The following is a 13,737-nucleotide window of genomic DNA, read 5'->3' as shown; positions in this document are numbered from 1 at the left end:
TGGCGATCGGTACGACACCTGGGCCCACCCATCAGGGCGGGCCCAGGTTCTTTGGGAATGGCCTCTGCTAGTGGCCGGTGTGGATGACGATGTTGCCGCCACCGAGGGCGGTGCCTTCTTCTCCAATCTGGTTGTCGTAGACGACGTTGCCGCTCTTGTCCCAGATCTTGATCAGGAACCGGTCGCCCTTGCCGTCGTCGACGGCCGTGAGTTCGAACGTGTACTCACCGCTGCCGTTGATCGTCCCCGAGCCCTTGTACTGGACCCGCGTTCCCGACACCACCATCCACTCGAAGGCCGTCGCCTTGAAGTTCAGCTTCCCGGCGTGGAACTGGAACTCGGTGTTGCCGGTGGGCGTGGTGGCACCCTCCTTGTACTTGGAGACGAACCCGAAGTTCGCCTTCCCGGTCAGTGCGGGGTCCGCCTTGTAGGCGCCTGCGGGCGAGTTGATCCAGCCGCCGCCGGTGACGAACCCGGCGCTCGGGTCGTAGACCACCACGGCCTGTGCGGTCGCGGTGCCCGAGGCGCCGTCGTCGTCGGTGACGGTGACGGCCGGGTGGTAGATGCCCGCCTTGGCGTAGGTGTGCTTCGCCCTGCACGTGGCGTCGGCCACGGTTCCGGGCGAGGTGCTGCCGTCGTTCCAGTTGACCGAGCAGGTGTGCGTGTCATCGCCCGGATCGGTGAACTTGACCGACAGCTCGATCTCCGTACCGACGGCCTGCGGGGCCAGCGGTGTCGAGACCTCACCCACCTTGGGGGCGACGTTGTTCACGTGCACTGTGGCGGTGCCGGTGGCCTTCTCCCGGCCGTCGCTGACCTCCACGGTGATGTGCGCGTCGGCCGGGCCATCGCTGACCGTGAGCTTCACGGTGTCGCCGTCGCCCGACAGCGTGCCGACATCGCTGCTCCACTTCCAGGTGAGCTTGTCGCCGTCCGGGTCGGTCGCCAGGGCCGTCAGCTCCACCGTCGCCCCCTCGTCCACGCTTCCCGGTGCCTTGATCGACACCGACGGCGGGTGGTTCGCCGGGGTCACGGTGATGGCGGCCGTGGCCGGGGCGGCCTCCTCCTTGCCGTCGGATGCGGTCCAGGTGAAGGTGTCCGTTCCCGACCAGCCCTTCTCGGGCGTGTAGGTCAGGTCCGGACCGGTCCCCGACACGGTGCCGTGGGCGGGGGCTTGGACGACGCGGTAGGTCAGCGCGTCTCCGTCGGCGTCCTCGGCCTTGAGGGTCACCTTGACCGGGGTGGACTCCGGAGTGGTCGCCGTCACGTCGTGCGCCGTCGGGGCCTGGTTGGCCCCGGGGTCGACCTTCACCGTGACGACAGCCGGTGCGGACACCAGGTCACCGTCGTCGGCGACGTAGCTGAAGGTGTCGGTTCCGGTGAAGCCGGCGGCCGGGGTGTAGGTCACGTGCCCGTCCTTCACGGCCGAGACCGTGCCGTGGGCCGGGCCCTGCCCCGCCCCGTCGAGCACCCGCAGGGTGAGGGTGTCGAGGACATCGGGGTCGAACGCGTCCAGCGCCACATCCACCGCGTGCCCTCTGGTCGTGGCCGCCGCCACGTCCTGGGCCAGCGGAGCGTGCTTGACGGTCATGAGGAAGCCACGCGACTCGCCGTTGTGCTTACCGACCCCGGTGATCTGCCCGTACTCGTTGATGTCGTTGGCCCGCACCAGCTCCCAGCCGCTGCCCGGAGGCAGCAGCGTGTTCAGGTCCACGGCCTGCTCGCCCGGCTCGGCCAGGAAGGCATGAGTCGTCCCGCCGTTGTTGGTGAACTCGCCGACGATCGCGCCCTGGTCGTTCACGGCCTTCGGCAACGTGATCTTCGCACCGGTGTAGTAGGTGTCGAGCTGCTTCATCGCCCCGTCGGCATAGACGAAGCCGTAGGTACGGTCGCCCTGTCCCACGGCCAGAGGTACGACACTGGTGCCGACCACGACACCGAGGTCGTTGACCGCGGTCGCCGTGCTCTCCCGGTGACCGCGCAACGTGCCGAGGTTGCGCACCTGACCGCCGGACCAGATCACCGCCCGCGCACGCTCGGGATACCAGTCCCCGCGGACGTACTGGGTGCCGACGATGACCCCGGCCGTGTTCGCACCGGTCGCCACGCCGCTGGTGGCCTCACTCAACAGCGGCAGCGCCGCCACCGCCGTACCGGACCAGCGGACCGGCTGCTTGTCGCTCCCGCCGACCACCGTCCTGCCGTCACGGCTGACTCCCATAACGCCGGCTCGAGTGTGGGAGGGCAACGACTCCAGCACGGTGGGAGTCCCGGATGGGTCCCATCGCACGGGGAAGGTGCGCTGGGAGCCGTCCACCTGTCCGTACGCCGAGCCGTCGTCGTCCACAGCGGTGACACTGGCACTCGTCATACCTGTGGGCGGGTCGAGTTTCGTGGTCTTGCCGGCGGACCAGCGAACCGGACCCGTTCCGCCGCCACCGACGACGACGCCGCGGTTGTTCAGGGCGACAGCGCCGGTGGTCCTTGACAGAGCGGTTTCACTGGCAAGCTCGAAGACGACTCGCTTGGCATCGGGTGCCACCGTGAAGGTGCTCGTCCCCCCGGGCACCTCGCGGCCGGCTTCGTCTCTCACCGAAGTACGCACCCGATACCCGCCCGGCGGCAGCTCATCGCCGCTCGGCAGGCCGGTGGTGCGGGCCCAGGTCGTCGTTCCCGCCGTCGGCAACCAGGTCTGGGTGGTCGTCCAGCTGTCGCCGTCCCAGTAGCGGCCCTTGCCGTCGCGCAGCTCGACCCGCACCCGGGCGACTCCGGAGGCGTCGTCGGCCGCGGTGCCGGACAGCTTCACGATCTTGGGCACCACGGAGGTGTCGGCCGGGGCCTTCACCTGCGCCGTCGGGTCGGCCTTGTCGACCCGGACCTGCACAGTGCGCTTGCGCTCCACGGTTCCGTCCTCGGCGGTGGCCCAGAACGTGACCGTCGTGGAACCGGCCGCCGTGATGGTCAACGCCGCCTGCGCGCCTACCGCCGACGTCTCCGGGACGCTCTGCGCCCCCGACGCCTGGTAGGTCACCTTCGCCACCGGGCTGCCGCCCGCGGAGGCCGTGGCCTTCAGCGTGACCTTCACGTCACCCGCGCTCCACCCGGCTCCGGTCGGGGCCGGATCCAACGTGGCCGTGGTGACCATGCTCGGCTTCAGGTCTGCCAGTTTCACCTCGACCGGCGCCGAACGGTTGCCCGCGCGGTCCTGGGCGAAGACGGTCAGCGTGGGCGTCGCGGCGGGGTCCAGCGACAGCGGCGCCTCGTAGCGGTTGAACAGGCTGCCGTCGGTGGACCACGCGATGTCGGCCACCCCGCTACCCGTGTCGGACGCCGACACCCCGCTACCCGTGTCGGACGCCGACACCACGTACCTGGTCGAGCCGTTCGCCGCCACCGCGTCGACCGTCACCGCCGGCGCCGTGACATCGGCCGCGTCGGCGCCCGCCAGCCGGACCGTCGGGGGGATGACCTTCTCCGGCTCTCCGTCACCGTTCGCGTCGGCGCGCAGCACATCGGTGCCGTCCGGGCGGGTGGTCAGCTCGACCACCGTGCCCTTGTCGAGGGGAATGTCGATCCAGCGGGTCGCCGCGGTCGGGTGCTGCTGCGTGCCCTCCAGCAGGGTCAGCTGCAGCGGCATCCCGGTCGCGGTGACCCGCGTCCGGTAGGACTCCTCGGTGTCGGCAGGCATGGTCGCCATACCCGCGTCGTCCTGATCGGAGGCGAACAACGTGACGTCGTCGACATATCCCGCCGTGCCACCCTGCGGGTCGGTGGTGTGCCCGTGACCGTCGATGACGGTCAGCGCGGTCCCACCCAGCACCGACACATACCGCAGGCCCATGCCCGGCGCGGGAGTGGCCGTGCCCGGCCCCCCGGCCGTGGCCGCCGCCAGCCCGGGGTTCGAGCCCCCGCCCGTGATGCAGGAGTCCATGTCGGCCCCCGCCTGGCCCAGGCCACTGTGATCGGCCGGGCCCTGCGGATCAAGGGTGAACAACCGCGCCAGCACCGCGTCGCCGACGGCTTTGTTCCCCGTCATTCCCGTGTGTTCCACCTGGAAGTTGTTCGCCTTGGACGTGGACTTGGACTTGAAGAGCAGCACCTCGGCGTTCTCGGCGTTGTAGTCCACGCCCCGACCGGCCCGCTCGGCGCTGATCAGCGGCACAGTGCCGTCACCGCAGACGAGGTCCTGGGTGATGTATTTCCGCTCCTTGCAGTGCTTGGGCCACGTGGCTTCGCACTTTTCCTCAAGGTTGGCCACCACCGTGCCGATCGTGTTCCTGCCCGCCTGCAGCCCCGCGACATGGGTGTACTTGATGCCCGAGGTATCCCCTCGCCAGTCGACCTGGCCGGCCCGCGACTGGAATTCGTCCGCGGTGTCACCGGGATGCGTCCCCACGAACCTGGCGTTCGTCAGGGCCTTCACCTCGTCGTAGTCGTAGGTCTCGTGGTCGCCGTTCTTCTCGTTGAGATCCCAGCCGTTCTCCCGCACCACTGGCACGCTCGCGGCGTCCCCATAGATCCGGCTGGCCATCAGCTGGTGAGCGGCCGGGAAACTACCCGCCACCCGCTTGATGACGTCGTTCGGGCCGTTCACGATCGAACTATCGATGAAGTCACCGGTCATCAGCACGTTCACCAGCTTCGGCGCGCCCAGCCACGGCGCACCGATGGTCACCACCCGGTCGATGTTGCTCGCGGACGGGTCGTCAAGGATGTACCTCCGGGTGACGATGCCGCCCATCGAGTGCGTCAGGATGTCCACCTTGCGGGTGGGCCAGAGCTTCCGCACACAGCCGATGTAGTCCGCCAGACCCCTGGCACTGTCCACATTGCTCTGGCGCCAGTCGTAGGCGTAGATGAACAGGTTGGGCATCCGATCGGATTGCGCCATGTCGCATCCGGCCGTCGTGCGGCGGTCGGTGTGCCCGTCGACCTGGTACTCACGGTAAGTCTCGGAGCCCCTCAATCTATCGAGCAAGTCACCGTAAATATTCAGATTAGGGGCAATAGTATCGTTTGCCACGTCGCAATGCTCATGCTGCAGCGCGTCGACCGCCCGGATATCGTGCGGCACGTCCCCATTCTGGATGTCTTCCTTGTAGAGGCTGAGCAGGTTACGGTCCACACTGCTGCGGGGAGGGAGATGGCACCCCAGCCACAGTTCCTGGGTGGGCTCGCCGTTTTTGTACACCGACAACCGACTGGCCGCGGCGCCGTGCACGAACACCACGGGATCAACCGGTATCGCCACCCAGATGATGGGCGCGACGCCATTCATGCCACGGCCGACGATGACGCCGTTCTTATTGATGAGCTCCGCGGCGTCGAGTCGCAGGCCCCTACCGGGGTTGAGCAGGCTGTTCAGCGCGAGCGCGCGGCCATTGCTCCACAGCACCGCGCTGTTCACGCGATCGGCGCGAATAACCCCGACGGCCTCGCCCCGGTCGTTCAGGTCGTACCAGGCCACTTCCGCCCCCTCAGGGGTACCCTTCGGAGCGTCAAGCTTCGTCCAGGCGCCGGCCTTGCTGCGAATGAAAAAGTCGGTTTTTCCCGCTGCGCCATTCGCTCGCACCAGGACATCGCCGGCGTTATTGATCTCTGTGGCATGCGCCGCCGAGTAGCCCGGCGGGAAGCCGAGACGCTGTATCGAACCGCCCTGCCAGATGGCCGGCTCGTCTTCCGACGTACCGTCAGGCTTTTGCTTGAAGAAGAACCCGGCCGCCGTGCCGGACTCGTTCATGTCCAACGCCCACATCTCGCGTGGGAAGAGGTTGAGACTGCCGTCCTCGGCGAGGATCCCGAACCCACGGGCATCCTCGACGAGCATCTGGCCCCGACTGTTCGCCGCGATGACCAGACGCGAGGGGGTCGCCACGACCTCGGGGGCGCCATACGCGGAACCTTCGCCCGGCCGGGCGCGGTAGACATAGCCGCGGTCGTCACTACCGTCACCGGTGCGGCCGTAGACCGTGCCGTTCCCGGCGACACCGGTCGGCCAGTGCCTCAGGTCCGGATCGTTCAGCGGCATCAATTCCATGGGCGATCCCGGCGCCCAGGCGAAGGGTACCGGGGCAGGGCCGCTGGCCGGGTCGAGCATCGTGCCCACGACCTCGCCTTTGTCGCTGATCCCTTCCAGGGTTTTGAACTCGCCGTCACCGGCGAAGATGTTCAACAGTCGGTAGCCGGTCATCCCGTAGCCGCCGGTGAGGTCGGTCACGGCGGACTTGGGTTCCCCCGCCACAGCCGATACGGGCTTGGGCGTCGCCACCACGGCAAGCGGCGCGCACAGCCCGAGAGTCAGCACCAGCGTGAGCAGCACGGGGCGCCGCCGCCGTAGCGGCGGACCGGTCTGTTCGCCGGTATTCCGGGTACGGAGACGAGCCAGTAAGCCTGGCAGGCGCGATAGGGGCATACGATCCCTCCTCGATTGCAGATCGCGCCGATGCTGGCATCGCGCCCTAAGCAGACTCTTGGCCTCCACTTGGCGCCGTGACCTAGTGCACCCACACGCAGGTTCACGGGATTACGCACGCCCTATATGCGGATGAGGAGCGCGAACTCTATGCTTCTCTGGAAATGGTACGTTTGCGGGTTCTTGGGCAGTTCCGGGCAGAAGTCGAAGGGCGTCCAGTCGACCTGGGCCCGCCGCTCCAGCGAGCGGTGATCGCCAGACTGGTCTGCGCCGGTGGGCACGTGGTCTCCACGGACCGGTTCATCGACGATCTGTGGCAGGGCCAGCCCCCGCCAAGAGCTCTTGCCGCACTCCAGGTCTACATCTCGAACCTTCGCCGCGTCCTGGAGCCGGGCCGGGCACCGCGGACCCCGGCCACCGTCTTGGTGAGCGCCCCGCCCGGATACCTGCTGCGGCTCGATGCCGACGCCGTCGACGCCTGGCGGTTCCCCAAGCTCATGGACGCCGCGGTGGCCCTTCTCAACGAGGGAGAGCCGGTCAAGGCGCTGCACCTGATCGACGACGCCCTGTCGCTGTGGGGAGGCCCCGCCTTCGCCGAGCTCGCCGGCGAGGACTGGGCGGCTCCCGAGGCGTCACGGCTGGAAGAGCTGAAGATCATGGCCGTCGAGTACCGGGCGGAAGCGGGACTCGCCCTCGGCCGTCATGCGGAGATCGTGCCCGAACTGGAGCGCCACGTCGCCGCCCACCCGCTGCGCGAAAACGCGGTGCGGCTCCTCGCCCTCGCCTATTACCGCTCAGCGCGCCAGGCCGAGGCCCTGGCGTCGCTGCGCAGGACCCGGGCCACACTCGCCGAAGAGCTGGGCGTGGACCCAGGACCCGCTCTAAGAGCTCTCGAGGCCGACATCCTCACCCACAGCGACGCCCTTGAGGTACCCAAGGTCGCCTCTGTTCCTGCCCGTCCCGCCGCGCCACCGGCGGCGTCACCGGCCGCGCCGCCCCAGATGATCGGCCGTACGACCGAGCTCGCCCGCCTGGTGTCCGCCGCCGAGCAGGCCAAGCGCGGGTTCCGGGTGGCATGGCTCGGCGGAGATCCCGGAGCGGGCAAGAGCACGCTGGCCGACGCCCTGCTGCGGCATCTCAGCGAGCAGGGCTGGCAGGTCACGGTCGGCCGGTGCCCGGAAACACTCGGCGGGGTGCCGCCCGCGTGGGCGTGGAGCGAGGTCCTCCGCGGCCTGTTCGCCGTCCATCCCCCAGACGCCGAGATCGAGGCACGGCTGGCGCCCCTGTTGAGGCAGGACTCTCCTCAGGTCGGCGAGTTCTGGCTGGCTCAGGCCGTGGGGGACTACCTGGAGAACGTGCCGGGGCCGCTGCTGGTCGTGCTGGAAGATGTGCACCGTGCCGATGACGCGACCCTCCAGCTGTTGCGTCACCTGGCTGCCAAGCTGGCCGACATCCCGGTCCTGGTGGTCCTGACGCACCGGCCCTCCGAGGCAGGCGACCACCTGACGGCGGCCGGGGCCGCCCTCGCCGTCCAGGCGGCGGAGAACGTGACCCTGCGGGGTCTCGGCGAGGACGATGTCCGCCGCCTGCTCCTGGAACGGTCCGGCATGGAGGCGGACCCCCACACCGTCCGTACGGTCACCGAACGGACCGGGGGCAATCCGCTGTTCGTGACCGAGATCGCCCGGCTGCTCGCGACCGAGGGGACGTCGGCGGCTCATTCGCTGCCGCCCGGGGTCCGTGATCTCATCCGCAGGCGGATCGCACGCCTCCCGGCGACGGCTCAGACGACCCTGCGCAACGCCGCCGTCATGGGCAGGGACGCCGACGCCGATGTGCTGATCGCCATCCAGGACGCCGATGAGGAGACCGTGCTCGACGGCCTGGAGGCGGGCGTGCTCGCCGGGCTGCTCACCGAACCGAGCCCCGGCAGGATCCGCTTCACGCACGTCCTGGTCCGCGAGGCCCTTTACGAGGAGACCCCCCGGCTTCGCCGTACGAGACTGCACGCGAAGGTCCTCGCCGCGCTGGAGAGCCTACGACCGGGAGACCACGGCGCGCTGGGCTACCACGCACTCGCCGCCGCCACGCCCGCCACGGCGCGCGAGGCCGCGCGGTACGCACGACAAGCCGCGGCCCAGGCCTCCACCGTCTACGCTCACAAGGAAGCGGCGACCCTGCTGAAGAGCGCCCTGGAAGCCCTCGACCTCGGAACGGAACCCGCGGACCACACCAGGCTCGACCTGCTGTGCCGTCTGGTCTCCGCGCAGGCGAACGCGGGCGACCTCGTGCGGGCGGCGGCCGGCCGCCGCCGGGCGCTGGAGATCGCCCGGCGGATCGGTGACCCCGCCGCGATCGCCCGCGCGGCGGTGGCCAATGACGCGCCCGTGATCTGGATCTCGCAGTCCGACTTCGTGTTCGACGTCGACCTCGTGGAGTCCATCCGGGGCTGCCTGCCCGCCGCGACGGGCGAGCTGCGGTGCCGGCTGCTCGCCGCGCTGGCCCAGGAGTTGGTGGGCCATGACGACGACGTCACGGAAGGCGCGAGCGCCGAGGCCGTCGAGATCGCCCGCGGCCTCGGCGACCCCCGGCTGCTGTGTCTGGCGCTCAACGCGCGCTACTGGGTCGAGTTCGTGCCCGGCCACCAGGACGAGCTGGAAGCCCTCGGGCACGAGCTGCTGGAGGTCTCCGCCCGGGGCGGCCTGCTCGGCTACCAGACACTCGGACACTACGCCCTGTGTAATGTCGCGCTCGCACGCAACGACTGGGCCAGGGCCCAGCGGCATGCCGCACAAACAGTCGAGTACTCCACAAGCGGCCAACTCGGGACCGCCCTGGTCGCCATCGCGTACCTCGACGCCCTCCACCTCCTGCTGAAGGGCGAGTTCGAGCAGACCGAGGCCGCCTACGCCGTCCTCGGCGACCGGATGGGAGAGGCCGGAGGGCCGGCCTCCGCCATCTTCGCGAGCATGTCCAAACTGGCAGTACGCCGGCTGTGCGGCCGTGCCCACGAGTTGGTGGCCGAGTACGCCGCCGTCCGCGACCGCGCGCCGGGGGCGATGGACGAGTTCTACGTCAGCGCGCTGGTCGCCGCCGGAAGCCTGGACGACGCCCGGTCCGCCTGGCCGGCAGACCGCTGGCCACGGCGGGACATCTTCCTGAGAGTCAACCTGGCACTCCGCGCGGAAAACGCGATGGCCCTCGGCCACCGCGAGGTGGCCGAGGAGTGCTACCGCCTCCTCCTCCCGGCGCAGGAGGAGATGATCGGCCTGCCGACCGTGGCGATGACCCTCGGCCCCGCCGGCCTCATACTGGGCCGGCTGGCGGAGTTCCTGGGCGACCCCGCCGGAGCCGTGGCACACTATGCCACGGCCTCCGACATCGCGTGGCGACTCGGCTCGCCTCACTGGCGAGAACAAGCCCTCCAGGCACTCGCCGCGGTGAGATCCTGAAGACGAGCCGGGATCTCTGAGCGCTCGCGATCCCGCCCCGAGAAGGGCGCGGCCGGCCCCAGGTCCCTGAACGTCCACCCGGCGTTTCACCAAGTAGCCGCCAGGTAGGCGTTTAGCGAGCCGAGTCACGGTGTTTCGACACCGACTCGGACATCAGGGAGACCCACCGTGGACACCCCCGACCTGACAGGGATTCGCATCATCCACCGTGCCATGCGCGGCGACGTGCACCGGCTCCTCACGCTGGCCAAGGACCTCGATGCGGGACGCCAACAGGCGGACGCCACCCGTGCCGCCGCCATCGCCCTCTTCACAGATGACCTCTGCGCGATGATCCACCACCACCACACCAGGGAGGACAAGGCCCTCTGGCCGGTGATCGAGCGGTCGGCGGGCGCCGCCGTGGACCTTACCGACCTGTCCGACGACCATGCCGAACTCGACCCCCTGCTCGACCGAGGCCGCCTGGCGGCGCGGGCCTTCGCGAGCGGCCGGGGCGGTGCCTCCGAATTCGAGGCCGCGGTCCGCACGCTGTCCGAGCACCTCGACGAGCACATCGAGGAGGAGGAGCTGAGGATCTTTCCGATCATCGAGCAGTACGTCTCCGCCGCCGACTGGAAGGCGCTGGAGAAATCGCTCCGGAGCGAAAACGTGCGCTTCGAACTCGCCTGGGTCGACCAGTACGCCAACCCGGACGAGATGGCGCACATCCGCAAGATCACCGGCCCGATCCTCGGCCTGCTGCTGACCCTGTCCAGACCCGGCCACCGACGCCGCCAGCGGCTCGTATTCGGAAACTGAACAAGGACCATCCCCGCGTGCGCGGGGAGCACATCAGAGCATCCTCGGAATTGGCTATGGCACGGGGACCATCCCCGCGTGCGCGGGGAGCACCATGATCGGAGTAGCTCCTCCAGGTCATCTTCGGGACCATCCCCGCGTGCGCGGGGAGCACGGTGCTTCGCGCGGACAATGCGATGGCTCTCGGGGACCATCCCCGCGTGCGCGGGGAGCATAGAGACGATGTGCTTTGCCCACGTGTCCAGGAGGGACCATCCCCGTGTGCGCGGGGAGCATTCTGGAGTCCGAACACGGGGTGTCCCTTTCTTGGGACCATCCCCGCGTGCGCGGGGAGCATCACGGCCGCGTCCATCGCCTTGTCGTACCGGCGGGACCATCCCCGCGTGCGCGGGGGAGCATACAGTGCCCGGCGTGGTCACATGGGTGACGCCGGGACCATCCCCGCGTGCGCGGGGAGCATCCCTGCCGGGGTGGCTGTGACCCACTTGCCTGGGGACCATCCCCGCGTGCGCGGGGAGCATCGGGCACCACGAGCCGCGCGCGGCCCCGGGCTTGGGACCAGCCCCGCGTGCGCGGGGAGCACCCACCGCTTGAAGTCCTTGCGCTTCCACACCCGGGACCATCCCCGCGTGCGCGGGGAGCACGTATAGCCTCTAATCAGGAGTGCCCGAACATTGGGACCATCCCCGCGTGCGCGGGGAGCACCTACCGGCCGTCACGTGGAGCTTGTTCAGCTCGGGACCATCCCCGCGTGCGCGGGGAGCACTCAGTCTGGTTCCCAGATTCGCATCTCGACCCGGGACCATCCCCGCGTGCGCGGGGAGCACCCCTTTTGGTGCGGAAAGAAACGTTGTGTACGGGGACCATCCCCGCGTGCGCGGGGAGCACCCGCTCGCGGACGCCCTGGAGATGATGCTGCCGGGACCATCCCCGCGTGCGCGGGGAGCACTCGGCGCCGAACGTGGATGGCCGCTGCCCGTCGGGACCATCCCCGCGTGCGCGGGGAGCACAGGTGAATCCAGGGGATCGTGAGCGTCTTGGGGGGACCATCCCCGCGTGCGCGGGGAGCACTGTGCTCGTCCCCGAAGGGTCGAAGGCGACGAGGGACCATCCCCGCGTGCGCGGGGAGCACGACCCGGCAGTCGCGGCCAGCGCCATCGGACTGGGACCATCCCCGCGTGCGCGGGGAGCACGAGATGGCCAGCACGCCGCCCGGCCTCGCGTCGGGACCATCCCCGCGTGCGCGGGGAGCACTTGCCGGCGGCGCTGAGGGACACGTTCCAGTCGGGACCATCCCCGCGTGCGCGGGGAGCACCACCTCGAGCACTTTTGCGCTGCTGCTCGTGTTGGACCATCCCCGCGTGCGCGGGGAGCACATCCTCGGCGGAGCGGAACTGGGGGCGCCCAAGGGACCATCCCCGCGTGCGCGGGGAGCACTGCGGCGAGGGCGCGCTGGGACATCCCGGCCTGGGACCATCCCCGCGTGCGCGGGGAGCACTTGCTGACCAGCGCCTTGAAGTCGCTGCCGGGCGGACCATCCCCGCGTGCGCGGGGAGCACACTCGCTGACCTGGGCTTCTTCCTGGCGTAGACGGGGGTTTTCATTACTTTCAGAGAATCGAACCTTCTGTGCATAGAGGAGGAAATACCCTACAGCGCCTAAATAGGGGTATGTGTTCGAACATCTAACGACCATCAGGTCACCCAAGGAACAGCGAGTGGGCAGTGCGCGATCAGTCGAGTCTTCAGCGTTGTCGGTAGCGGCGGCGTTTGGAGGCGTTGCTCCAGCCGGTGGGAGGAGGTGCTGGGGCGGCTGCGGCGATTGCGGGCGTCTCTTTGGGGCGTCGGATGAGCGTGAGTCCTTCGTGGTCGACCGGCTGCCATTTGTGGTCGTGGGTCTCGAAGGTGAAGCCTTGCTCGTTGTTGGTGGTGTAGGCCAGCAGGGCTCGCCCGGTGTCGGCGTACTGCTGCACCTCGGCCCACAGCGCCTCTCGGATGCGTGCCGAGGGGCCGCCGATGAACACGCCGGGAGAGATCTCCATCAGCCAGCGGGTCAGGAAGCCGCGCAGCCCGGTGGGGCAGCGGGTGAGGACGATGATCGTCACCAGACCACCTCGTACCCGTAGTCGTCACCGTAGTTGCGCCCGGACTCGACCTGAATGCCATGGTCGCTTTGCAAGGTGACGCGGTCGGCATCGTCGTCAGCGACGGAACGGCTGGCGGAGTCGTCGGCGAGGATGAGGCGTTTGATGTCCTCCACGCATCTGCGCAGCAGCCCGACCCTGTTGACGTGGTCGCGTATGGCGCGGCGGGTGCGCGAGCCGACGTCCTCTGGGCTCTCGGCGGCCACGTCGAAGGCGATCGGTAGCGCGATCTCGGTCTTGTACAGGTCGGCGATGTCCAGGACGAAGGCCAGTTCGTGGCCGGAGTGGATGAAGCCGAGCCCTGGTGCGCAGCCCAGCGCGGTGACGGTGGTCTGGGCGATGCCGTACATGCATTGGGCGGCTGCGGTCACCGCCTGGTTGGCCGGGTCGCCGGAGGTGAAGTCGCCGGGCTGGTAGAGGCGGCCGTTCCAGGACAGACCGACTCGTTCGGCGTGAGCGCGGTAGCAGTCTTTGACCCGGCGCCCCTCCCGGCCGAGAAGTTCCTGCCGGGTCAGGCCGGCCACGTCCTCCCCAGGGAAGCGCATACGGTACATCTGGCGGGCCACCTCCAATCGGGTGCGCCGGTTGGCCCACTTGGTGGCCTGGGCTTCGACCAGCGCGGAGGAGCGGTTGAGAGATCGGCCTCCGGAGTAGAAGCGCACTCCTTGCTCGCCGACCCAGACCACGCCCGCGCCGCTGTCACCCAGCACACTCATCGCTTGGTGGGTGACCCGGGTGCCGGGGCCGAGTAGCAGGGTGCCGATGGTCGCGGAGGGGATGTGAGTGATGCCGTCGGCGTCTTCGGCGGTGATGGCGTTGTCGTCCCGGTGGAGGGTGCATCGCTCCAGGTAGACGAAGGAGATCCGGTCGCCCATGCGGGTGAGTTCGCGCGGTGAGGATGCCCCGCGCCGGCCGACGGTACTCAACGG

5 protein-coding genes and 1 CRISPR repeat array are annotated in these 13,737 nt (G+C 69.3%); of the genes, 2 read left to right on the top strand and 3 right to left on the bottom strand.

Annotated elements, in window-relative coordinates:
• Nucleotides 1–67 precede the first annotated feature (67 nt).
• Complete coding sequence (locus AB0H21_RS36525) at nt 68–6,319, bottom strand: Ig-like domain-containing protein (protein ID WP_358526001.1); 6,252 nt, start codon at nt 6,317–6,319, stop codon at nt 68–70.
• A 257-nt stretch (nt 6,320–6,576) separates the two neighbouring features.
• Between AB0H21_RS36525 and AB0H21_RS36520 the strand changes: the two genes are divergently transcribed.
• On the top strand, nt 6,577–9,864 hold the full coding sequence (locus AB0H21_RS36520) for a BTAD domain-containing putative transcriptional regulator (protein ID WP_358525999.1): 3,288 nt from the start codon (nt 6,577–6,579) through the stop codon (nt 9,862–9,864).
• Nucleotides 9,865–10,032: 168 nt separating this feature from the next.
• Nucleotides 10,033–10,665: a hemerythrin domain-containing protein gene (locus AB0H21_RS36515; protein ID WP_358525997.1), complete on the top strand. Its 633-nt coding sequence runs from the start codon at nt 10,033–10,035 to the stop codon at nt 10,663–10,665.
• A gap of 3 nt (nt 10,666–10,668) precedes the next feature.
• Nucleotides 10,669–12,224: direct repeats of the CRISPR family, unit length 27 nt; unit sequence GGACCATCCCCGCGTGCGCGGGGAGCA.
• Nucleotides 12,225–12,409: 185 nt separating this feature from the next.
• Here AB0H21_RS36515 and cas2e read toward each other — a convergent pair.
• Complete coding sequence (gene cas2e, locus AB0H21_RS36510; protein WP_358525995.1) at nt 12,410–12,769, bottom strand: type I-E CRISPR-associated endoribonuclease Cas2e; 360 nt, start codon at nt 12,767–12,769, stop codon at nt 12,410–12,412.
• Nucleotides 12,766–13,734, bottom strand: a complete 969-nt coding sequence (gene cas1e / locus AB0H21_RS36505; RefSeq protein WP_358525994.1) for a type I-E CRISPR-associated endonuclease Cas1e — start codon at nt 13,732–13,734, stop codon at nt 12,766–12,768. The genes cas2e and cas1e overlap by 4 nt, the downstream gene beginning before the upstream one ends.
• Between the last annotated feature and the right edge of the window lie 3 nt (nt 13,735–13,737).

It is taken from the genome of Sphaerisporangium sp. NPDC051011 (assembly GCF_040653595.1).
Lineage (GTDB): Bacteria > Actinomycetota > Actinomycetes > Streptosporangiales > Streptosporangiaceae > Sphaerisporangium.
This window is presented reverse-complemented; position numbering and strand designations above follow the sequence as displayed.

Coding starts and splice junctions, on each gene's coding strand:
- AB0H21_RS36520 (WP_358525999.1), top strand. CDS start 6,577: ATGGTACGTTTGCGGGTTCTTGGGCAGTTCCGGGCAGAAGTCGAAGGG.